The sequence below is a fragment of the Stutzerimonas stutzeri genome, from assembly GCF_009789555.1.
GTDB classification, from domain to species: Bacteria; Pseudomonadota; Gammaproteobacteria; order Pseudomonadales; family Pseudomonadaceae; genus Stutzerimonas; species Stutzerimonas stutzeri_R.
The window spans coordinates 188766-211409 of record NZ_CP046903.1 but is presented as its reverse complement, the minus strand read 5'-3'; the positions used below and the strand labels follow the sequence as shown (position 1 = coordinate 211409).

Annotated in this window: 18 protein-coding genes; 11 read left to right on the top strand and 7 right to left on the bottom strand. The window is 54.5% G+C overall.

Annotation, left to right across the window (positions count from 1 at the left end; all coding sequences use genetic code 11):
* Nucleotides 1-276 precede the first annotated feature (276 nt).
* The 3 genes from GQA94_RS22955 to GQA94_RS22945 all read left to right on the top strand — a co-directional run bounded on the left by GQA94_RS22955 (nt 277) and on the right by GQA94_RS22945 (nt 2681).
* The gene (locus tag GQA94_RS22955; protein WP_073865946.1) at nt 277-861 is read left to right on the top strand and encodes a hypothetical protein; all 585 of its coding nucleotides are present in this window, start codon (nt 277-279) and stop codon (nt 859-861) included.
* Nucleotides 862-866: 5 nt separating this feature from the next.
* Nucleotides 867-1670 (top strand): DsbA family protein, encoded by an 804-nt coding sequence (locus GQA94_RS22950; protein ID WP_019406484.1) that lies wholly within the window; start codon nt 867-869, stop codon nt 1668-1670.
* A gap of 153 nt (nt 1671-1823) precedes the next feature.
* The gene (locus GQA94_RS22945; RefSeq protein WP_073865916.1) at nt 1824-2681 is read left to right on the top strand and encodes a hypothetical protein; all 858 of its coding nucleotides are present in this window, start codon (nt 1824-1826) and stop codon (nt 2679-2681) included.
* 28 nt (nt 2682-2709) lie between these two features.
* On the opposite strand, the gene traN is transcribed toward GQA94_RS22945, so the two are convergent.
* From traN to GQA94_RS22920, 7 genes are all read right to left on the bottom strand, one after another.
* The gene (traN, locus tag GQA94_RS23330; protein WP_185745423.1) at nt 2710-5946 is read right to left on the bottom strand and encodes a conjugal transfer mating pair stabilization protein TraN; all 3237 of its coding nucleotides are present in this window, start codon (nt 5944-5946) and stop codon (nt 2710-2712) included.
* A 191-nt stretch (nt 5947-6137) separates the two neighbouring features.
* A complete protein-coding gene (locus GQA94_RS22935; protein ID WP_019406488.1) occupies nt 6138-6359 on the bottom strand; it encodes a hypothetical protein in 222 nt (73 codons plus the stop codon).
* 151 nt (nt 6360-6510) lie between these two features.
* Complete coding sequence (locus tag GQA94_RS23560; RefSeq protein WP_019406489.1) at nt 6511-6645, bottom strand: hypothetical protein; 135 nt, start codon at nt 6643-6645, stop codon at nt 6511-6513.
* Nucleotide 6646: 1 nt separating this feature from the next.
* Entirely contained in the window at nt 6647-6847 is a 201-nt protein-coding gene (locus tag GQA94_RS22930; protein ID WP_026012503.1) for a hypothetical protein, read from the bottom strand.
* 267 nt (nt 6848-7114) lie between these two features.
* Nucleotides 7115-7249 carry a hypothetical protein gene (locus GQA94_RS23555; protein ID WP_019406491.1) on the bottom strand — a complete coding sequence of 45 codons (135 nt, stop codon included), beginning with the start codon at nt 7247-7249 and terminating at the stop codon, nt 7115-7117.
* A 353-nt stretch (nt 7250-7602) separates the two neighbouring features.
* Entirely contained in the window at nt 7603-7848 is a 246-nt protein-coding gene (locus GQA94_RS22925) for a hypothetical protein (RefSeq protein ID WP_019406492.1), read from the bottom strand.
* Nucleotides 7849-7913: 65 nt separating this feature from the next.
* A complete protein-coding gene (locus tag GQA94_RS22920; RefSeq protein WP_256371969.1) occupies nt 7914-8906 on the bottom strand; it encodes a DNA cytosine methyltransferase in 993 nt (330 codons plus the stop codon).
* Nucleotides 8907-9319: 413 nt separating this feature from the next.
* Between GQA94_RS22920 and pycTIR the strand changes: the two genes are divergently transcribed.
* From pycTIR to GQA94_RS22890, 8 genes are all read left to right on the top strand, one after another.
* Nucleotides 9320-10246, top strand: a complete 927-nt coding sequence (gene pycTIR, locus GQA94_RS22915) for a Pycsar phage resistance system effector protein PycTIR (protein WP_084797777.1) — start codon at nt 9320-9322, stop codon at nt 10244-10246.
* 80 nt (nt 10247-10326) lie between these two features.
* Nucleotides 10327-11871: a Pycsar phage resistance system uridylate cyclase PycC gene (pycC, locus tag GQA94_RS22910; protein WP_045424234.1), complete on the top strand. Its 1545-nt coding sequence runs from the start codon at nt 10327-10329 to the stop codon at nt 11869-11871.
* Between the two features lie 53 nt (nt 11872-11924).
* Entirely contained in the window at nt 11925-12641 is a 717-nt protein-coding gene (locus GQA94_RS23670) for an E2 domain-associated cysteine-rich protein (protein ID WP_423835469.1), read from the top strand.
* Between the two features lie 197 nt (nt 12642-12838).
* Complete coding sequence (locus GQA94_RS23325; protein ID WP_199270180.1) at nt 12839-13012, top strand: hypothetical protein; 174 nt, start codon at nt 12839-12841, stop codon at nt 13010-13012.
* Between the two features lie 23 nt (nt 13013-13035).
* Nucleotides 13036-16152, top strand: coding sequence for an anti-phage-associated DUF499 domain-containing protein (locus GQA94_RS22905; protein ID WP_158190235.1), 3117 nt, complete (start codon nt 13036-13038; stop codon nt 16150-16152).
* Nucleotides 16153-16154: 2 nt separating this feature from the next.
* Complete coding sequence (locus tag GQA94_RS22900) at nt 16155-16805, top strand: anti-phage-associated DUF3780 domain-containing protein (protein ID WP_158190234.1); 651 nt, start codon at nt 16155-16157, stop codon at nt 16803-16805.
* A gap of 20 nt (nt 16806-16825) precedes the next feature.
* Nucleotides 16826-19855: an anti-phage-associated DUF1156 domain-containing protein gene (locus GQA94_RS22895; protein WP_158190240.1), complete on the top strand. Its 3030-nt coding sequence runs from the start codon at nt 16826-16828 to the stop codon at nt 19853-19855.
* An 11-nt stretch (nt 19856-19866) separates the two neighbouring features.
* Nucleotides 19867-22599 carry a phospholipase D-like domain-containing anti-phage protein gene (locus GQA94_RS22890; RefSeq protein WP_158190233.1) on the top strand — a complete coding sequence of 911 codons (2733 nt, stop codon included), beginning with the start codon at nt 19867-19869 and terminating at the stop codon, nt 22597-22599.
* Nucleotides 22600-22644 lie beyond the last annotated feature (45 nt).

Genomic DNA, 22644 nt, shown 5'->3' with positions numbered 1-22644 from the left:
ACCGAAGTGCATGACTAAATCGATCTGCACATGCAGAACGACTTAATTTGGAGAATCTTGACAGGCTCGTGGCCCAAGGCGCGAGAGTGAAGCTGCGCTTTCTGAGGTTATTGCCATTAAGGCTTGGCGAAAGCATGCCCCCAATCGCGCTAATGCGCAAGAGGGTATGCCACGATCTTAGAATTTTTTTATCTTACAAGAATCGTGTAGGTTTAGCCGCCTCATCGCGATCTGGTTCCCACAAAATACCTCATCCCCCGGATCGAGGTTCAACCGATGCATTTCTCTCGACTGCGCATACCGCTGGCAATCACCGCAGCCCTCGGCATGCTCTCAGGCTGCTCTAGCAAAGAGCCCGCACCCGAGCCTTATACAGGCACCCCATTTGAGGTCCAGCAGTACGAGCCGGATCTACGCGGTCACCACACCAGCTGGGGGCACTCCGGCCGTGGAGGGGCAGCACTGAGAAAGCCGTCCTATCAACCCGTACTCGGCAGCCCGGATGAGCTGGATACACGCGCTGGCAAGTTGCACCCAGAGCTGCAGAACATCGCGCAAGAGGTTACAGCCAGCATCGCTGTACCACCGGCGCTACGGTCTGGAACCTGCCTGGATCAACCGGAGGAGAATCAAACGCCTGATCACGTCCGCGTTATGACGCCCAGTGGTCCCGCAGACGTAACTCAGATCGTGACACTGGCGAACAGCACCGGATCGGTCAGTGACTATATCCGCGTTCGCAACAAGCTCTGCAGCGGCGCAGAACGCCTCACCTACGAAGAGTGGGAAGTTCTAGTGCATGGCACACCCAAGGACGTACCACTTCGTCTACAACCGACCTTCAACAGCCTCTCAAAGTGAACCCCATGCCCAGCTCAAAAAACCGACTCCCTTTGACCGTAGGTCTTTCCGCGCTTTTCGCAGTGGCCGCCCTCGGCGCCAGCGTCATGTACACCGAGCATGCGATCAACCAAGCGATAGCTGAGCAGTTGCCGGCTGGCGTCGCCGCTGCACTTGACGCGAAAGAACAGGCCGAGGTCGCGGCTGCCAAGCTACAGATCCTTTCGCAATGGTCTGCCGCCTCAGACATCGAGGTCAAAGGCCGCAACATCTACGGTAAGGCAGACGCCGAGTTCACCCTTGTGGAGTTCAGCGATCTGGAGTGCCCCTTCTGTAAACGCTTCCATGACACACCTAAGTCACTCGTTGAGCAGGCCGGTGGCAAGATCAACTGGGAGTGGCAGCATTACCCGCTGCAGTTCCACAACCCCACGGCCGCAAAGGCTGCACACGCGGCAGAGTGTGTCAGCGAAATTGCGGGCAACCAGGCTTTCTGGGCATTCACCGGGCAATGGTTCGAGCGCAGCGCTATGAACGGCCAAGGCATTGATGATATCGGTCGGTTGGCACGAGAAGTCGGCGCAGACTCGAAGGCATTTGATGCATGCATGGCCAGCGGCAAGTTCAAGCAGAAGATCCAGGATCAGATGGATCGCGGTACCGCTATGGGCGTGACGGGCACGCCTGCAACAGTCGTCGTGGACAACACCAATGGCCAGAAGATCCTGGTCAAAGGCGCCCAGCCTGCGAAAGCATTGCTCCAAGCCATAGGCCAGCTGGTAGAGCAGCGAAATCAGCCAGCATCGCTGGCCCAGCCAGGAAAAGACTGAATAGTCCAGCGCCGACGACAACAGAGCCCCGCATCAAAGCGGGGTTTTTTGTGGGCCGCTACCAGCTGCGGAGTTGACGCGCCAAAGCCAAGAATTTGGCAACACGGCCGTCACTGGTAGCCTTGAATAACTTAATCAGGAAGGACAGCGGACATGATTCACTGCAGCAAAATCAAACTGACACTCGCGATGACTGCGGCCCTCACCGCCTTGGTAGGGTGCTCATCACCAGGCAATACCGTTACCTTCGATCAGTTGCCGGACCCGGCTGCTACACCCAAAGCGAAGTGGTCCGACGCAATGGTCTACATGAATGCCATGCAGATTTCTGGCATGCGTGACGTGCCACGCGAAATGATGGGCGATGCATCCTCACAACCGGCCGAAGGTGGAAACAGCACGGGAGTGCTCGATGCTGCTACCTATGGCGTAGGTGCCGTGGCGCCGCCATCGGGAATGAGCGGAGGCGCTGTAGCCGGGGTCGGCCTGGGACTTTTGCTTCTTGGGGGCGGACCTACACAGCCAGCTCAATTGCCGCAGGTCGTTGCATGGGTCCCATCAGATCTGGCCTCCTCCCCGGAAGCAGCTGTGCAGGTTGCCTTAAATGAGTTCAATAAATCGAGGGCCGCCGTTTTCCAAAAGCAGCTTCCTCAGGAACTTATCGCTACAGCATATCCCGAGTCGGATAGCCGATCATTTGGTGGCAAAATGCCAAAGGCTTCGAATTTAGTGCTGTTCTCAGAAGAGGCGAAAGAGAGTCCAGCATTCATTTCCGCACCGAAATCCTATGGTCCTATCCATATCGTCGGTCACAAGGTTACTGAGGAATCCATTATCAATTCATCAGGGTTTCGGAATATCCACGAAAGTCGGGCTAACACAGTCGCGCTGTCCGCAGCTCTGCCTGATTGGTTTTTGATTTATGTCACATCGGCCACACGGTCAAAGTCCGATAAATTGCCGCCTGCAGTGCTGAGAAGCGGAACGCCAAACTACTTCATTGGTAAATAAACGAAAGGCCCCTGATGGGGCCTTTTACTTACTGGGGGACTGCGCCCCTAGCTATGTCTTCCTCCATTTTCTTGACCGCTTCAGCATCAAATCCGTCCAACCGCTTTTCGTTACGACTAAGCGAGTTTTGCCGAACGTTCCCCTCAGATATCGTAAGGCTGCTACCACTCCCTGTAACTTGTTCAAGTGAAACCGTGTTCACTGTTGGAAGGTGGCCTGCAATGTTCAGCATGCCTATCCATTCCGACATGTCTACTTTACTCCAATCCATAAGGGCCATCTGGTCAGGAGTAATGCCTTCACAACTTGGATTTTCAACATCACCGTACTCAATACCAAGCTGGTCATGCGCAGCTTCTTGAACGATTCGGCCTACAACCGAACCATAGCAACAGTAGCTTTCTCGTTTCTCAACACAAGAGCCAAGAGCTTCTGAGGCACAATAACTTCCTACAAACGTGCACTGCCTTGTTTCTTTTTTTGCTCCAAGCTCGAACTCTTTTTCTTCGCATTCCCAGATAATGTTAATTAGAAGATCGACAATCACATAAACCATGTATACCCAGCCAATGATGTTGACGACCATCGTAGCCTGAGGGCCAAGCATCATCCCGCCGCCTTCTGCTGGAACAAACACAGCATTTGCGGCTACCTCAGCGCCCATATTAACCATGGCGTCATAGGCTTTCTGCATTAGCCATTCCTGGACCTGAGATACAAGCGTATCCTGGACAGTGCCCTGAAGCGTTTTGTTGAATGCACCAGTTGCGTTGTCAACTATCGTTGACCACTGCCCCTTTATGACTGAACTACCAGCGGACGTGATGGCATTCGTGCCTGCTTGCCAGTAACCATACTTCAGGCTCCCCCCAAGCCCGTGCGTGGATAGCGCTTCCATTGCACTAGCCATTTTCATAGTGTTCATTGTCAGATTCACATAATCGTAAATACTGACGCTTTCGGGAGCCTCACAACAATCGACATAGCCACCGAGCGCTTTCTTGCACTCCATTGCTTCGCCTTTGAATATCTTGCACTCGTTGGCAACCTCGATATCCGATCCGTCGCCACCGCAATCAAGATCATGCTCAGCGAACTGGGCAACTTGGAGCATTGCGACGGCGTATGCAAAGTCACCGCTTTTCTGGTTCGAGGTGTCGAAGCACTCGCTTCCCATGCACCTAGCGCCGCCAGGACATTCGATCTGAGTGCCGGTATTGACTACCGTGGGATAGCTGGTGTCATAGCCGCAGTCCCATATCTCCTCGTAGGCGTAGCATCCTCCCGACTCCCCAGAAGCCCCCTTTATACAGCTCTGGGAGATGAAACCGCAGTTGGGGTCTTTCTCGTACTGCTCACAGGTGTCCAGGTTTTCTTCGATTACACCGCAACCCTGCACACGGACCTGCTCTGCAAGTCTTGACGTACCCAATGGGCTCGCCGAGATTTGTTCATAAAGTGGATTACCAGGGCAAATATTTATGCCTGAAATGGTTGCGCACTCTCCTTCATGCTGAACACCTTTGGTGACTGTAATCTGCCCCGAGATGCACTTACCTTCCAGTACAGCTTGACCCTGATCTATGCAACTTTGCGGCGACCATACATCTTTGACCAGCTTAGAATGTCGAAAGGTAAACGTACCTGAAAGATCGTACTTACCACCATCATCACCACCTTGCTGATCCCTTATTTCAACAACAGCTTTAAGTCCATTTGCGCATGTCGGATACGTAATTACATTGTGGCTTACTGACGTGTCGAGTTGCCCGCCAAGCCCATGCTCAGCCCAAACATCAGCATCTGATAACTGTACGTATCCTTCATCATTAGCACACACAGCATCGTAATCGACCTTTGCTACACTGCCATTGAATACTGTCCCATCAGAGCCAGGTAGAGCTTTCCATGTGCCTGCGACGAAATCAAATTCTCCCCTGGCTATATTCCGCCCATTAGCAGCGAATTTGCCCACCAAACCAGTTGAGCGAAGTTCTATTTCATGATTTACAACACATGAATCCCCCCCGTTCTCAGGGCATTGCTCTTTGCCATTGGCATCAATGTAGCAGGCAAGATCCCCTTTGAAGAAAGAACAGTCAGCTGTCACTTCCGCTTCCCTGCAGAAGGGGTCTAGGTCGGGATGAGGGGATGGCTGCATGTCTGCTTGGCATGCAACCACACCATTCTCACTAATGCAGCCAGACGCATCTACTGCCGGCGCTTTAGTGCAAACAACGCTGCTCTCTTTGCAGAAACCATCGTTAATCATCTTGAGGAGTGGAAGGCGCTCTTCAGGCCCCCAACCATTGTCAATGATCGCTTTTGCTGGATCGTAATTAATGCGAATGCGTGCATAGCCTTCGCCCCGACCTGTGACTGACGTGCGTGTTTTGAATGTAATTACGTCCGAGTCTTGCTTTAGTTCGTTCGTGACATCCTTGTTGGGACTTACTCTCCAACTGGTACTTCTCTCGCACGCGCCCGCCGTCTCGGGAGGGAATACGCCCGGCGTGTGGGTCCATAGAAGAGAGTCATTGAAGTAGATCTGAAAGTAGTCATCGAACGTAGCTTGTTCAACAACCGCAGACAGGATGGCATCTTTATTGATAACCCTGAAGCGTGTGTATTCCTCGTAGATCGCGCATTTACCGCCCCAGTAATCGTTACCAACGGTGCCCACCCATACATATAGGCAACCTCTGCCGCATGACTGGTAGTTTGGCTGGCCCGAAACATACTCGACAACTCCTAGCGAATAGTCATGCTTGAAGGTCACATTGCCGCCTTCGTTTGCTACGCGCTCACAGGTGCGGTAATCAGAGATGTGAGACGTAGCCTGGCGTTCTTCAAAAACGTCTTTTCTGGAGCAGTCTGCAAAGTTCTCTTTGAAACCTTGCATGAAATCATTAGATCGAATCTCGTCCGTCTGGTTAAACATTGGATCATTCGAAAGATCCACAGCAGGCCGTTTGCCGCTATCAACCAGAATCCTGTATGCCTCGCCATCCATCGACGACTCACTTCTCAGCCGTGTGTTGGCCTGGATGCCAGCGTCAAGAGTGCCCGAGTCGTCTCCATACACCTCTTCCAAGGACGCGGTACCGCCGCCTTGGAGGTCAGGGAACAGATCCTGAAGCGTCTTCTGCGCCGCAGAAGGATCGAGCATCTGAATGCCCATTTGAGCGGTCTGATTGCCTAGCGTGGCGCTGGCAGCAATGGAATCGGCCCACGCCTTGAAGGCAACCGTATTGAGCTGAACCATGATGATGCCGCCAACAGCCAAGCGTCGGAGGGCATGTTTGAAGCTGGGTCGCATAGGTGCTACCTGGTGAAGGTGAGTACCAAGATGCTAGAGATACGCGAGAGGAAAAGGCGGTGGAATCTGACCAGATTCTGGCAGGCAAAAAAATAACCCCGGCTGGAAACAGCCGGGGTTTGGGGTTTTGTTGGCACTCATGCCGCCGCTGACTGAGGCGCTTCGAGAACCGATACTGCGCCTGATGCGGGTATCAGGCGGTGCAGCACAGCCCATGCTTTGACGAAGCGGGTGTCAGGGTTGGCCTTCTTCACTGTTGCTGCGATCTGATCAGGGACGAGGAACACTCGGCCGGAGTCGATCATCAGCTCTTTGAGTTCGGGGCAGTACAGTGCTATTGGCTCTTCGTGTTGTGGCATTTGATGTTCTCCAGGTGGGTGATCCCCAGAACCCTCACGCGGAGGGCTCTGGTGGATCACCCACAAGGGATGACCACGTTACGCGACTAGCTGGTTACCTACTCAAGGCATTGCCTTGAGCAGAAGGGTATTGACGCAAATATCTCGTGGATCAGGGCACCTTGGACGCATGCGCAGCATGCTTCTTGTCCAAGTGCTTCGCTAGCATCATGCCGACGCACGCTGCCACAGTGATCGTGAACAGCACGCCGGATATAGCCAAAACGAGCGTTTGTGTCGTGTCCATTTCATTCACCTGCGTTGTCTTTCTGGAAAAAGGATACCACCAGACCACCGACAATCAAGACCAGGCCGCTTACCACGCTGACCGCAATGGCTTGCGGATGCGAACCTGGAGTGATGATGCCGACGAACCCCGCAGCCAGCAAGCTACAGCCAATGCCGACGACAGTCTCCCTTAACCAACTAAGAACTTTATTAAAAAACATATTACACCTCGCAAATTAATGACGAGGCGCCCCCATAACGGGATTGCTCCCGTCAGGGTTTGATTATTTCCAACTCCAAGCTGTTAGCCCGAGTCAGTTTTCTTACGATGTAGCCCTCCTTATGTCCATAAAGGGCATAAGGGCGTTGTGTGCTTTCTGCAAATACCTGACCGATCCATAGGGCAGTCATTAAGTTGCGGAAGTACATACGCAGATCCTCAATGATTGAGAACAACCCATGGGATTGTTCCCAAAGGGTTGTTTCAATCAGAGCACCTGACGGGCTTTGATCGTTTTGGCGGTTTCAGTTTTTTCAACCGAAGCAACGCCGTAATCGAACGCTTTAAAGCCGACTTGGATGCCACCAACAATCAGCACTACTGCGATGATCAGAACTTTCATTATGTTTCTCCATTAGCTTAATGCAGACGGAGAAACGCCCGGCAGGGAGTTATCCCCGCGTGGGTTTTGTTGTGCAAACAAAAACGCAACGGACCTAAAGAGGAACGTTGATTCTGAATGCTTTCGATTAGGCCGGTTGAAGCTCCGACTTAGCTTTCCCAGGCCACAAAGTGACTCTGGTTTTTGCCTGACCGAAGATCGGTACAGGCTCTTGCCGAGTGCAACATGCACTTGACGAAGATTAGTGCGCTGAGGCGCGAAGGGATGAAACATGAAGCGATGTGTCGATTATACCGATCCACCTGCCAGCCTCAAGCATGCAGGCAAAAAAAACGCCCCGAAGGGCGTTGAATTCAGATTGCATGGGGAGAGATCACCTGATGACCGTTTTTCTCGCGAAATCGGTTAACGATTACCTCCATTGGCTCATGCAGCTTTACCGGATGCTTGAACCCTTCCCCCTCCATGTGGCGCAGGAGAATGACGCCCCCAGTCGATAGCTCCCAGAGGTGAACCTTCTGCTTGCCCCTTTTTGCCCAGGCCCTGCGGATGATGCTCGCGTTGCCTTGCAACTGTGCTGCCTCAAGGATTGCACTCATGATCCTCTCCTTCCATCCATGCAAGGAGAAGCCCCGCCAGGGATTTCTCCCTGGCAGGGGTTGTTTTACGCCACCATCAGACTGAGCTGGAACTGACCCTGGTTGGGATCACTTTCCGGCAGGCCTGGCATCTGGCTTTCCGAGTTGATTCCGAAGCTGCACAACTGGCCAGCACCGCAATTACCACCGCCGCAGATCTGCCCACAGTAGGAGGAAATTCCCTCCTGTCGCAGACTCACCACGCTGGGGTTTACAGCAGCAGTGATCGACACCCCTAATTCGAGCCCAACGGACTCAATCAACGGAAAGATCACTGACTGCCCAAGCACCTCATGCGCAGTCGTGTCAGGAAGCCCAGCGATTACCACCTCCGGGATGCCTTTCACTCGTGCGTGCTCGACAGGCGTGAGTAGCCGAGACAGTTGCGGGTTGGTCGGATGTACTAGGAAGGGCTCCGTGCTCCTGCACTTCGCATAACCACGTCCGATTGTTCCGCAGAAATCTTCAGCCCCACTTAGCAGTTGGCGTGAGAATCCTTTGCCGTCTGCCTTGTCGCGTACTTCCTTATTTGCGAGATAGTCGAAGGATTTGAACCGCTCAGAATCATGCGGAACATCCTCTAATACCTCATTAAGACTTCCCTCTTTCTCTTTCAGTTTGCTTAGCTCACTAAAATCGAAAACGTCAGGAAGCCCCTTACTTATCGCGACCACAACCAATCGGCTTCTACGCTCAAGAGCGCCAAAGTCGTTGCCATTCAACACAGCTTCCTTCAGCACATAGCCTTGAGAAACCAACTTCGCGCGAATAACAACCATAGAAGCAGACGTTTGATATTCCGGTACGTTCTCGATCAGGCAAATGCTTGGGTTCAGCGCTTTAACCGCATCGAGAAAATCAACAAACAAATCACCAGCTTTGGAGTGTTCCTCTGCCATGCTCAGTTTGTTCTTGCTGCGACCTGACTTCGATGCTCCTAAGCAGGGAATTCCTGCACAGATAACGTCGCACTGAAGAGGGTTATGCCCCCAGTTGACCTCTCTCACGTCAGAGCAGATCGCAACACTCTTTTCGTTCCACAGCTCAGGATTGTTGTCTAACGACGGCTTCGTATCACCTCACGTTCCCTACATTGACACTGCCAAATCGCCCGTCACTTCTATCTATGACGGCTATTTCGGCAATTGACAATTGACTGTCAAACTCTCCCCATTGATTGACACAAACTAACGCCAATAAAGAGAAGGTTTGACAGGTGTACCAGAGCGAGTGCGGTCGGACGGCACAAAATGTTTGACACTCCACATTCGGCCCACCTCTCCCGAATGCAATCAAACAGAATTTGAAACTGCGTCCCTTAGCGCCCGCACTGCCTAGATCTTTTCCTCAGCGCCCCCTTGAAAGGGTGACGCACGTCCCCATTTCCTTGTAAAAGCCCCCCGCAACTCTTCGCAAGGGAATGCTCGCCATCATGACTACTGGGAAGTTGATCGATCGCTTTGAAGGGCCGTCAGGCCGCGCTGTTCTTGAGGAAGTACTGCTTGAACAGAAGCTGGTACTCGGAAGTCAAGACCTAGCACGCCGCCTCGCAGAGGTAGGAACGCTGGAGGAGATCGTTAAAGATGCGGTGCTAATTACCGAAGACGCGGAGGACTCCGAGGTTTACTTCATCATCACGGGGCATTTCCTAGTGAAGGTTCATGATCGAGAAGTTGCAACTCGAGGGGGCGGCGACCACGTCGGAGAGATGGCTGCTCTGGTCCCAACAGCGAAACGCTCTGCCACTGTACTGGCCACCGAGCCCTCGATTGTATTAAAGGTCAGCGCGGCAGACTTCAAGTCCACTGCGGACGCGTATCCCTCGGTTTGGCGACAGGTCACTCGGCAACTGATCGATCGGTTACACCAGCGAAACGACATGGTGCTCCCTGCCCATCAGTCATCCCACGTATTCATCATTTGCTCGGTCGAGGCACTCCCTATTGCCCGGGCAATCGAGAATAACCTTGAGCACGACAAGTTCTTCGTAAAGACGTGGACTCAAGGCGTTTTCTGCGCGTCGCAGTACGCCATTGAAAGCCTCGAAGAGCAGCTGGACGAGTGCGATTTTGCCATTGCAATCGCGCAGCCGGACGACTCCGTCACAATGCGCGATGAAACCAAGAATACGCCGCGCGACAACGTCATTTTCGAGCTTGGCCTGTTCGTAGGACGACTTGGCAGGGCAAGAACCTTCCTTCTTGAGCCTAGGGGCGACGAGGTCCATCTGCCGTCAGATCTGAAAGGGCTGACAACAATCGGATATCGCCCAACGAAAAATGAAGACCAGCTACCCTCCAGCCTATCCCCAGCTTGCAATCAGCTACGCACCATTTTCAACAAGCTAGGACCGAAGTAACGGATATCTGTCGACAAGCAAATTTAGCATGCGCTTGCCTACCGCATTGCAGCGCGCCCAATCACCCGAAGGAGTGATCGATGAGCAAGAGTTGGAACTATGATCGCGCTGCAAAACACATCGACCAGAAGATCGCTGATGTTGAGGAAATCACCATCAAGGATTACGTGCGCGACATGTCTTTGGAATCGATTCCAACTAGTACCGCGTACCGCGTGGATGGGGTCCACATGTATGCGGACATCATGAATCTCGAGGACATGCTGAACATCACTGCGGTCGAGGGCACAGACTGCCACAAGCGCACGCTGCGTTTCCTTGACCAGCACTACCGGGCAGTCAAGCGGATTCTCAACAAGGTTGATGCACGCCGCGTAGACTTCCACAGTCAGCGGCTGCACTCCCTTTTCACCAAGCCGTACAACACTGAGTCTGGCGCCGAGACCAAGCGCGTTCAACGCGCCGTTGCAACCGCACAATTAATCATTGATGTGCTTTCAGAGACCGGCGACGACGATGAGCAAATCCCAGCAGCCAAGGTTCGAATTGGCATCGATACCGGCCTAGCTCTTGCCGTAAACAATGGCCGCAGCGGGTACCGCGAACCATTGTTTCTGGGTGATCCTGCAAACCATGCCGCGAAACTGGCCAGCAATAACAAGGCCAGGGGTATCTATCTGACTAACAATGCTCGTAAGGCCATCGGCCTTGCGGATAGCGATGCGCCGGAAAAATCGGCCCTGACCGCGGCCGAGATCCAGGCATGTCAGGACGCGGCCAAGCTGGACGTCACGACCGACGAGATCGTCGAGGAGTGGCGTGAGGATCTGAAAAAGAACCCCATTGGCGGTTACCAGTTTTCCCGCCAAACCCCACCTCTGCGTGATATGGACATTTACTCGCTGACTCCGGCCAACTCGAAGCGGCAGGAGATGGTAAGTCTGTACGCCGATATCGATGGCTTCACAGCCTACGTGGCCGACCACATCAACGTGAAGACCGACGATGTCGTGCGGACATTGCATGTCATCCGCTCCGAGCTGGAGCGGGTCGTGACCTCCGACTTCGAAGGGCGCCGCGTGCGCTTCATCGGAGACTGCGTGCAGGCCTTATCCTGTGACGGCACCGCGCACACTACTGACGAAGAGAAATCGGTATCAGAGGCCACACGGCTGGCAGGCGCACTGCGCAGCAGCTTCAACCTCGCGATTGAGCGGTTGCAAGCCGAAGGCATTGAAACCGGCGACCTCGGTCTCGCGATTGGCTTCGATCTGGGCCCGATAGCCGTCACGCGCCTGGGCGCAAAGGGGAATAGAGTTAGGTGCGCTATCGGGCGTAGCGTGATCGAGTCTGAGAAACGCCAATGCGCGTGTTCAGGGGTGGAAACCGCGATCGGGCAAGCAGCTTACGACGCAGCATCGAAAGCTGTGCAGAACCTGTTTGGGAAGAGTCGTAAGACGTCGCATCTGGACTACAACGAAGCCACCGAAGCCCTAGCAGATGATGGGGACTCATCAGCCAAGCAAGCTCGCTCGGAAGCCTACGCGGGTTCCGCCGCGATCATTCGCGCGGATGAGCGTCAGGTGCAGCCCCATTCCCGCAAGAAAGTAGACGGCAGCCGTTGAGCACAGCGCTCGACCTGATTGCACAGGTCGCCCCAAATTTTGGGGGGATCTGTGTGACATCCTCCCCGCAGACAGCAACGCTTGACCTTCCGATTCGGCTGGTCGACGGAAGAACACTTCCCTACAAGTTGCATTTACGCCAAGACGGTGAGTGGGTAGACGTACGCGAAAACACGCCACATAACTTGCCAGGCTTTTGCCCCGAACGGCACATCAATTCTGACGGTACGTTCTGCCTGTTTTACGCAGGCGCCAATCCGCTTCCTGTCTTAGATGAACCGTCCGCCTGTGCCTGGCTTGAGACAATCTACAAATATCTAAAGCTTCAAGAGCGCGCTCGCACTCTGCGCAGATGGCCGAATGGTTCCGCGTGGGCACACGGCGACGCAGCTAGACATCAACTGCGAGCGCAGAAGGCTGCGAGCGCAATCAATGACGAGATCGCAAACGCTCTTGCGGTAAATCAGCTAGAGCTCAAGCGCAGAAAGTCCAAGGGGCGACCTATCTTAGATGTGTTTTCCGGCACAGCGTTTTTTTTCAGCGTGTGGGAAAAGCCCCAGCGGGTAATCAACCAAAAAAGGCGCTGCTTCTGCGGCCTGTATGGACGCCGCCTTCCCAAACGAATTCGGCGCTGTCATGACCATGCAAAGCAGGCTACCGAACTAGCTTTCGCATTGCGCGACTGGGAGGAGGCTGAGCGGCAATATTGGGACTCCATGCGCGGCAAGCCTTGCTGTGGCTCCTGCGATAGCTGTCCACTAAGCTCATAGATCCCGGTGTAATTCGGGCTGAGCCCCAGGCGAGCCCCCATTTTTAGTACTCAGCAGAGGTAAAGGTGAGGCCACGTGGCCGACCTCAACATGCCCCTGCAAGAAAAAATAATTAATGTCCACCAAGGCTTCCAGCCCTCCCCCCCTTCGACATAACATCACGTCACGTTACAGCCCCAAGCAAGGTATCCCTGCCCATGAAAACTAGCAATCGCGTTGTGATCGAGGTTGATCCTGCCCAAAAGCAGCAGATCTACGCCGCACTCAAGGCGCGAGGGTTGACCATGCGCGAGTGGTTTCTGCAGCAGGTGAGCCAGGAGCTTTCCATTCCGCAGCCCACCAACGCCTCCAGTCAGTCGAGCAACGATTAAGTAATTCTCAGGGAGTCGAGCAGATGCTCAAGACAGTCAAGCAGGCATGCACATTCAACCCAATCATTCGCGACTACCGGATGAGCGAAGGGATCGAAAACCTTTCTGCCCTTATCTCTGATGAGGGTGATGGTCGTGAGTTCTTTGCACGAAACTACATCACCTCGGGCATGGAACAGCTGTTTCGCGAGGGCATGCTGCGTCTGGATGGCAAATCAGATCAGGCAGTTTTCGAGCTGACCCAGGCAATGGGTGGCGGTAAAACGCACATGATGATTGCTCTCGGCTTACTGGCCAAACACCCGCACCTGCGCAGTGAAGTGCTGTCGCCCGATCTTGCTAAGCGGATCGAAATCGGTGAGGTGCGAGTAGCTGCATTTAATGGTCGTAACAACCCTGAGAATTACATCTGGGGCGAGATTGCAACCCAGCTTGGTGAAGATGAAGCCATCAAGCCCTACTGGGTCAATGGACCTCGCGCGGTCGACCTAGCTGGCTGGAAGAAAATCATCGGGGACAAGCCGACGCTTATCATGCTCGATGAGTTGCCGCCCTATCTTGAAAACGCGAGCACAACTGTCATCGGCAGCGGCACCCTGGCAACGGTGAGTACCTACACGCTCAGCTGCCTGATGAGCGCTGCCTTGGAGCTACCACGTTGCTGCATTGTGATTGCCAACCTATCTGGCAGCTATGTGGCTCAGACCAAGGTAATTGCCGAGGCAATATCTAATCTCCAGCAAGAGGCCAGTCGACAAGCCAGCACCATCACCCCCGTACAGTTGGCGGGTAACGAGATCTACGAGATCTTGAAGAAGCGACTGATCCTTGAACTCCCCGACGAGTCGCTGATTAACGTTGTTGCTGAGGAATATGCCCAGCGCATCAAGGCAGCTGCCGATGGTGGTTACATTGTTGCGACCAGTCTGGAGCAGGTCGCCCAGCAGATCAGGGAAACCTACCCCTTCCACCCCTCCTTTAAGCATCTGGTTGCCTTGTTTAAGGAGAACGAGGGCTTCCGGCAGACACGAGGTCTTATGCAGTTTGCTGCGCGTCTGCTCAAGAGCGTCGATGACCGCGAAACCGATGATGTATTCCTGGTTGGGGCACAGCACCTGCGCCTGAACGACGATGCCGTACGCGAGGAGGTCGGCCGTATCGCCAACTCGCTTCGCCCGGCCATGGCCCACGATATTGCCGACGATGGTCAATCCATCGCAGAAGAAATCGATGCCAACCTGGGCAGCGATGCCGCCCAGCAAGTCGGTGCGCTGCTGCTAGCGTCCTCATTCTCTCGGGCAGTAGGTGGTCGAATCGGCCTGACTGAGGCGGAGATCATCGAGTTCCTAGCTGCACCTAACCGTAAGTCCGATGAGTTCAAGACCGCTCTGGAGAAACTGCGTGAGCAGGCGTGGTATCTGCATCGCGAAGAAGAGCGTTTCTTCATTAAGGAAACAGAAAACCTCTCCCGCCAGATTGAGCGAAATGCTCGCGATATCCCTCAGCCGAAAATCGATCAGGCACTGATCAACAAACTCACGGCTGTGTTGCAGCCGGTTAGCAAGGCTGCCTACCAAGATGTCCAAGTGCTACCGCGACTGGACGATTTAAAGCTGAGTGGGCCCCGTGTTCTGATTGTGGTGCGTCCCGACGGCAAGTTACCGCCGAGCGAACTGGCCAATTTCTTCGAGTATCAGCAAGAGAAGAACAATTTTATGGTGCTGTCCGGTCAGGACAGCTACCTCGCCGATACCGTCGAAGATCGTCTGCGTGACCTGTATGCAATTGAGTCCATCTGCAAACGGTTGAAGGACGGTGACAGCCTCTTCGAAGAGGCACGTGATCGCCTAGAAGATGCCCAGCAGCGCTTTAACAAAGCGCTTTCTGGCACCTACAACCGGATCTACTTTCCAGCCATCGACGAGATGACCGGCAATGCCCAACTCATGCAAGCCACAATTGATAGTGGCCTGAATATGGGGCAAGGCACCAACTCTGCCGAGCACCAGATTGAGCAGCTTCTGGCTCACCCTCGTGCCAATTACAAACTGATCCTTAATTTGTTGGAAGAGCCGGGCACCTACTGGTCGATGGCGGAAGAGGATCTTTGGCCTGCGAAAGACCGCAAAACACCATGGAAAGATGTGTTGATGCGTGCCAAGAGCAATCCGATTTGGGCCTGGATGCCCGGTGCAAGTGGCATGGAGACCCTCAAGGCAGAAGCCCTAAAGCAAGGTCGCTGGCGACAAGGGACTGACGGCTACATCGAGAAAGGGCCGTTCCCGGCAGAAAAAACTGCAGTGAACGTGACAGTGCATGCCGCTAATGAAGCGACGGGCGAAACCACTTTGGCCCTGATCCCCCGCAATGCCGGTCAGAGCCCAGTGGTTTACTACGCACCTACTGCCAAGGTCAGTGCCAGCGACCCTAAGGTCGACGACCTGGATGCCTTTACTACCGACGCGGCAACCCTGTACTTCCTGGCCGTGGACAGCGAAGGTAAACATGAAACAGGCGAGCCGCAGCGCTGGGTGGCGGAGCTTCGTGTGCGTCATCAGGTCCAGGCCATCGCCGACAAGCGCATGGTTACTCTCGCCTGCATGCCTGCGGGCGATATGCGTTATACCCTGGATGGCTCTAACCCTAAGGATGGAGAGCTTTATGGCGATCCATTCGAGGTTAGTACGCAGGCTGCCCGCCTCATGGTTTATGCCTGCTCAGGTGAGGCTACTCGAACTATCGACTTCCCGATCCCAGCTGCCAACGATAAGCAGGTTCAAATCGACGATGCCAAGCCGGCAAGGTTGGCCGAGAACAAGAAGGTATCGCTCGACAGTACCGAAAAGGTGTTTGGCGTACTCAATAGTTTCAAAAGCTCGCCTGCCACCTTCAAGGGGGTACGTATCCAGATTGGGGGCGGTGAGAACACCGTCAGTATCAACTTTGTTGAGCGCGAGGTTACTGCAGCAGTGATCGAGGCAGCGATTAACGGTTTGCGTAAGGCACTAGGGAATGAGCAAGAAACCGTTACCGTGCAGATTCGAAGCGGAGCAGCCTTCGAGAATGGCTTCGCTGCCAAAGAGTTCGCCAAGCTCAGTGGTGTTGAGCTGCGTCCTGGTGATGTGATTCAGGAGGAATGACCATGGCCAACGCAGTACGTAAAGAGGATTCAGGCATGGCTCGTTCCCCGAGTAAAACTATAAGTGGAGCCAAAAAAACCAAGGCACCTGAGCGCCCGACCATCGGTTTTGGTGTGCCCGCCACTACAGACCCTCATCACTTTATGGTGGAGGTGCCCAAGAGCTCGACTGGCGCAGTTCGCATCATCGAAAGCCTTGGGCTGCAGGCTCAGGATCAGCAAACCAGCATCATCGAGCGCGTTGTGATTGAGCGCTCGCGCTGGACTGCGATTCGCAGTGAAGTTCAGCGCGCTTTCAATGTGCGCCTGAAGGAGCACAACCTGCGTGTCAGCGCGTGGAAGGTGGGCGATAACCCCGTGGATCGCCTGCTTGGCAAAGAGCTTTGCGTACTGGCCTGGGCGGTTGAAGACATGGCTCCTGAGAAGATTCCCGTTGCAGTACGCAACTGGCTGGCCTTGCGCCCTGAAGAGCGCTGGTGGCTGTTCGGCATGACCGCCATGACCACAGGCGGTGTGCATGACAGTAACAAGGGTTGGCGACTGGCTCTCCGACATGCATTGGGCGACGTAGCGCAGACAGAACTATTCAAGCCACAAGCTGTGAAATCCCGCGAACCAGATACTGAGCGTCCAACGTTGGGCCTGTTCGATTAAGGAAGACCGAAGTGACCGCAATGACACCCGTACGGCTGGTGCCTTTTTCTCTGAAGGACGCGCCCGCTCTGATTGAAAGCGTATTCCCAGCACAAAAGGTGTCTTTTGAGTCACAGCAAGAGCGAACCTCGGTGCAGAGTCAAACGCTTACCGGGTTGGGTTCTTACTGGAAAGGCCGCAAGCCTCTAATCTTGGTGCGTGCCATCGTGCTGGCCAGCTTGCTGCCACCCACCGGAGACGCTCAGGCAGATCTTGCGATCTTTGAAAAACTGATGGCTTTTGACGACGAAGGCTTAGCGCGGCGTGCGCTGATCAGCAATGCCGTATCACCTGCCGAGATTGCAGCGCGTATCCAGCTCGAAGACCCGTGGGATTACTTCAAGGCCACGATCAAGCGGGGTGATGTCACAGGTGGAGATATTCGTTGGATGCGTTTCCCGCTTGAGGCGGATGCAGAGGGTATTTCTCTGCGTTGGCAGCGCAGTCTGAGTGACGACGATAAGCTAGTGATCTATCGCAAATTGCTGGCTACCTGCGCCAGCTACGAGGAAAAGGCTAGTCTGGGCAAACGTCCGGAAGAGTTGGATCAGGAATGGCTTTATGGCCCCGTCTGGGCGGCGGTCAATCGCCACTACGCCCATTTGGGTGTGAATGTAAAATCCTTGCCTGAGCTGGTGGAGCAGCTGGGTATTCTCCGCTACGGGCATCGCCCGCGCGTGGGGGATACATTCTCGGGTGGGGGATCCATTCCATTCGAAGCTGCGCGAATCGGTTGCAACGCCTTTGCCTTCGACCTCAACCCGATCGCTTGCATGTTGAGCTGGGGAACATCAGAAATCATTGGTGCACCCAAAAACAGACGAGAGGAATTATCACGTGCCCAATCTGCCCTGGCGAAGGCCGTCGATGAACGCATCACCGGGCTGGGTATCGAACATGATGCCAATGGGAATCGCGCTAAGGCATACCTCTGGTGTTTAGAAACACGCTGCCCAGAAACCGGTTGGATGGTGCCCCTGTCCTCAACCTGGACAGTCTCAAAGACACGTAATGCTATTGCCAGTTTAGTACCCGACTTCACAAACAAGCGTTTTGATATCGAAATAGTCACTGGCGCATCTAAGGCAGAGATGAGCGCCGCCGAAAAAGGCACGGTGCAAGATGGCAACATGGTTTATGTACTGGGTGGCAAAACCTACCGTACGCCCATCAAAACCTTGCGCGGCGACTTCCGACAAGCTGGCGGTGTGACTGGTAACCGCCTTCGCCTCTGGCAGAAATCCGACTTCAAGCCCCTCCCGGACGACATTTTTCAGGAGCGCCTCTACGCGATTCAGTGGATCAGCAAGGAAACGTTGGGTGCTGGCCGTCAGGACACTTGGTTTGCCGCCCCAACCGACGCAGACTTTCAACGTGAGCAGCTCGCGGAGAAGCTTGTCGCTGAAAGTTTGAACAAATGGCAAGCGCAAGGCCTAGTTCCAGACATGCCCATCGAGCCGGGGGACAAGACTGACGAGCCAATTCGGACACGCGGCTGGACCCATTGGCATCACATGTTCAGTCCTCGCCAGATTCTGGTGGCAGCCTTGGTGCATGAGCAAATTCAGCGGATGCCTTCCGATGTGCAACCAGCACTGTGCTTGTCCTTAGCGAAGATGTTGGATTGGTCTAGTAAGCTTTGCCGTTATGGCACCGGGGCAGCGCGTGAATCGATTACGCAGACTTTCTACAATCAAGCCTACAACACTAACTATTTCTATGGCGTCCGCTCGTTTGTAACGGGTAAGAACTACCTGTTCCTTACCGATGCGGCAACTAGCATTGCGGGTAGTCTGATCGTTAAGAACAAGGAGGCTGTTGCTCTTCAGCAGGATGCCGAGCTATGGATCACCGACCCACCCTATGCGGATGCTGTGAACTATCACGAAATTGCGGAGTTTTTTATTGCATGGCTGCGCAAGACCCCTCCGGCTCCTTTCAATGAGTGGAAGTGGGATTCCCGCCGCGCAATGGCGATTAAAGGCGATGGTGACGATTTCCGACGAGGAATGATCGACGCCTATTCGGCCATGGCCAAACATATGCCGGATAACGGTATGCAGTGTGTGATGTTTACTCATCAAAGCACTGAAGTGTGGTCAGACATGGTTGGTATTTTCTGGGCGGCAGGGCTCCAGGTTGTGGCCGCCTGGTACATTGCCACCGAAACCAGTACTGAGCTCAAGAAGGGGGGATACGTACAGGGTACCGTGACGCTTATGCTTCGTAAGCGATGTGCTGGCGAAAAAGTCGGCTTCAAGCAGCGCATTCTTCCTGCTGTTCGCAATGAAGTAGCGAGCCAGATCAAGCAAATGATGCACCTCAACGATGAGGTGGAAGCCCGAATGGGTGAGCCTGTTTTCAATGATGCCGACCTGCAGATGGCCGGCTACGCCGCAGCACTTAAAGTCCTGACCGCCTACACCAGGATCGGTGAGACCGATGTCACCACCTTCGCCTTGCGGCCCCGCGTCAAAGGCGAGATCACCGTGGTGGATGAAATCGTCCAGCAAGCCTCCGAGGCAGCCAACAGCTTATTGGTGCCTGAAGGGATAGCGCTGGACACCTGGCAAGCCATTGATGGTATTCAGCGCTTCTACTTGCGCATGCTGGATATGGAGTCGGTCGGTGCTTCAAAACTGGACAACTACCAGAACTTTGCCAAGGCCTTCCGCGTGGATGACTACACAAAAGTCATGGCCAGCATGACGGCCAATGGCTCGCGGTTGAAGCAAGTTGATGAGTTCGGTTCGCGTGAGTTAACCGGCAGCACGGAAATTGGCCCAACATGGCTGGGCCATCTGATCATCGCTATTCAGCAGCTGTTAGCTGAGGTCGAACCGCAATCAGTGGTTAAAACACTGATGGAGGATCTGCCTGACTACCTCGAAGTCCGTCCAAAGCTGATCGATCTGGTTCGCTTCTTGGAAAACAAGTCCCGCAATGAAGCTGTGCGTTCGGCTGCTGAGGTGCTTGTTTCTCGGATGCAAACGCAGCGGTTGGATTCCTGAGAGGCTAGGGCATGTCGATCACCCGTTTGTCATCACGCACCCATGCGCTGGATGAGAGCTTCCTTGTCAAGCACCTCAAAGGGGCTCGGCGCTATCGGCGAATTGCCGGCTATTTCACCAGTTCACTGTTTGAGGTTGCCGGAGAGCTGATCGATCAGATTCCCGAGGTGCAGATTGTTTGCAATGCAGACATTCAGGCAGATGACTTGCGGGTGGCCCAGGTGTGTGAGGCCAAGCTGCTGGGCAAGCTGAACGAGCGCTCGGTCGAGATTGAATCGCTGCTGAATCGCGAACGCTACCAACGACTGGCCTCATTTCTGGAGAAACGTGGCCAGGTTATCCGGGTTGCGCCGGATAGCGCCTGTGGCTTTGTGCATGGCAAGGCTGGGGTGATCGATCTGGCCGATGGCCGCAAGCTAGGCTTCATTGGCTCAATGAACGAAACAAGCAGTGGTTGGCAGAGCCACTACGAAATCCTCTGGTCCGATGACTCCCCGGAGGGGGTCGCCTGGATCGAGGCTGAGTTTGATTACCTGTGGAACGCAGCCAAGCCCCTGCCGGAAGCGGTGTGCCGGGAGATTACTCGGCGCAGCCATCGTCATGAGGTATCCATCGAGGAGGTCGAGGAGCCTGAGCAAATTGCCCCTGCCGCCTTGATCGAATCGCCACTTTATCGCGAAGGCTTCTCTCTGCAGCCCTGGCAACAGGGATTCGTCACCGAGTGTTTGAAGCATTACCAAGAATATGGTGTTGTCCGCTTGCTGCTAGCAGATGAGGTCGGCTTAGGAAAAACACTTTCCATGGGCACGGCAGCACTGGCGTTAAGCCTGCTGGCCGAGCAGAAAGGGCGCAGTAAGCCCGTCATCATCTTTGCCCCGGCAACTCTCTGCGAGCAATGGCAAACCGAGATGATGGACAAGTTGGGTATCCCCTGTGCGCGATGGCAGACGCAGCAGAAAGCCTGGCTTGATGAGCAAGGGCGAGCGATCTCTGCCGAGGGCGCTGGCCATGTTGCAAACTGCCCACTAAGGATCGGCATCATCTCAACTGGCCTGATGCTGCGCGACTCGCCGGAGAAGGCGCACCTGATTGGGCTCCGTGGCGGCTTTGGGCTGGTGATACTCGACGAAGCTCATAAGGCTCGCACCCGACAGGGAATGGGCAAGGACGCGGGCACACCGAATGAGCTGCTGGCGTTCATCCGTGACATTGCTGCCCGTTCAGATCACGTGCTCCTTGGCACGGCAACGCCGATCCAGACTCGCCGGGAGGACTTGTGGGACTTGGTTCGGGTTCTGCACCAGGGCAAAGGTAATTTCGTCTTGGGCGGAGATTTTTCAGAATGGCACAGGCCTAAGGGCATTATCCCGATCCTCTCTGGAGAAGAGGACGTCACGGATGCAGGTTATGCCTGGCGGTTGCTTCGTGCGCCTCTGCCAACAGTTAATTCAACTCAGGATAGCCAAGCGCGGCGGCTTTACAGTTTGATTCGCCAGGATCTTGGGCTACCGCAGAGCGAGTGGCTTGGTGGCACATACTCCGAATTGGGTGAGGATGCCCGTGAGGTACTGGAGGATGCGCTGGAGCGTCGTGTCGCTGGGGCGAGCTTCTTCCAGCGCGAGAATCCCTTTGTGCGCCATGTAGTGCTGCGCAAGCGTACCACGCTTGAAAATGAGGGGCTTCTCAAGGCCATTGGTGTGGACGTTCATCCTGACGCCGGTCTGGTAAAGGATGTTCATCGCTTCCATGCCCTATTCGAGGGGTTAGCTCTGCGCTCTAGTGAAGACTTCCGCGAGGCTTACAGCCAGGCTCGTGGCTTCGGCAAGGCTTTGGCCAGCAGCGGACGTGGAAGTGGCTTCATGAAGAACCTAATGGAGCAGCGCATCTGCAGCAGTATCGTCGCTGGAATTAACACCGCAACCAAACTGCTGGGCGGCGAGACAATTACCGAAGAAAGCGACGAGGGTGAAATTACGGTGCAAGTACAAAGCACCGATGAGCAGCTGGCCCTGGAGCGGCTGTTAGATCGTCTGAAGCGGGTCAAGGACGACCCAAAACTTAAGGCGATTCTGCACTACTTGGAGAACGAGGGTTGGCGTGAGCTTGGCTGCATTATCTTCAGCCAATACTACGACACCGCTCGCTGGGTAGCTGAATCGCTCGCTGCACGCTACCCCGATGAGGCGGTAGGCCTTTATGCAGGGGCTGGTCGCAGCCGGCTCTATCGACAAGGTGACAGCGTGGCCATCGAGCGCGAAACGCTCAAACGCATGGTGGCGGATCGCAAACTTCGCCTGATGATCGCTACCGATGCTGCCTGCGAAGGCCTCAACCTGCAGACGTTGGGTACGCTGATCAACGTAGACTTGCCATGGAATCCGACCAAACTCGAACAGCGCATCGGCCGCATCAAGCGTTTCGGTCAGACACGCGACAAGGTGGACATGCTCAACCTCGTGAACGAGCAGACGGTGGACGAGAAAGTCTACGACCGCCTTTCCGAACGCATGAAGGACCGCTTTGATCTGTTCGGATCGTTGCCGGACACCATCAAGGACGAATGGATTGACGACATTGAGCATCTGGGAGAATTGATGGATCAGTACATCAATGCCCAGAAGCAGGAAACCGGCTTCGATCTGCGCTACAACGCAACCATGCGCCCAACTGATAACGACTGGCGTAACTGCGCACAGGTCTTGTCACGTCGAGATTTTGAGACGCTGATGAGGAAGGGTTGGTGAACCGACTGCCAGTCTTTTAGCAACTACGCCCAGATCGTGAGGCAA

Coding starts and splice junctions, on each gene's coding strand:
- GQA94_RS22955 (WP_073865946.1), top strand. CDS start 277: ATGCATTTCTCTCGACTGCGCATACCGCTGGCAATCACCGCAGCCCTC.
- GQA94_RS22950 (WP_019406484.1), top strand. CDS start 867: ATGCCCAGCTCAAAAAACCGACTCCCTTTGACCGTAGGTCTTTCCGCG.
- GQA94_RS22945 (WP_073865916.1), top strand. CDS start 1,824: ATGATTCACTGCAGCAAAATCAAACTGACACTCGCGATGACTGCGGCC.
- traN (WP_185745423.1), bottom strand. CDS start 5,946: ATGGTTCAGCTCAATACGGTTGCCTTCAAGGCGTGGGCCGATTCCATT.
- GQA94_RS22935 (WP_019406488.1), bottom strand. CDS start 6,359: ATGCCACAACACGAAGAGCCAATAGCACTGTACTGCCCCGAACTCAAA.
- GQA94_RS23560 (WP_019406489.1), bottom strand. CDS start 6,645: ATGGACACGACACAAACGCTCGTTTTGGCTATATCCGGCGTGCTGTTC.
- GQA94_RS22930 (WP_026012503.1), bottom strand. CDS start 6,847: ATGTTTTTTAATAAAGTTCTTAGTTGGTTAAGGGAGACTGTCGTCGGC.
- GQA94_RS23555 (WP_019406491.1), bottom strand. CDS start 7,249: ATGAAAGTTCTGATCATCGCAGTAGTGCTGATTGTTGGTGGCATCCAA.
- GQA94_RS22925 (WP_019406492.1), bottom strand. CDS start 7,848: ATGAGTGCAATCCTTGAGGCAGCACAGTTGCAAGGCAACGCGAGCATC.
- pycTIR (WP_084797777.1), top strand. CDS start 9,320: ATGACTACTGGGAAGTTGATCGATCGCTTTGAAGGGCCGTCAGGCCGC.
- pycC (WP_045424234.1), top strand. CDS start 10,327: ATGAGCAAGAGTTGGAACTATGATCGCGCTGCAAAACACATCGACCAG.
- GQA94_RS23325 (WP_199270180.1), top strand. CDS start 12,839: ATGAAAACTAGCAATCGCGTTGTGATCGAGGTTGATCCTGCCCAAAAG.
- GQA94_RS22905 (WP_158190235.1), top strand. CDS start 13,036: ATGCTCAAGACAGTCAAGCAGGCATGCACATTCAACCCAATCATTCGC.
- GQA94_RS22900 (WP_158190234.1), top strand. CDS start 16,155: ATGGCCAACGCAGTACGTAAAGAGGATTCAGGCATGGCTCGTTCCCCG.
- GQA94_RS22895 (WP_158190240.1), top strand. CDS start 16,826: ATGACACCCGTACGGCTGGTGCCTTTTTCTCTGAAGGACGCGCCCGCT.
- GQA94_RS22890 (WP_158190233.1), top strand. CDS start 19,867: ATGTCGATCACCCGTTTGTCATCACGCACCCATGCGCTGGATGAGAGC.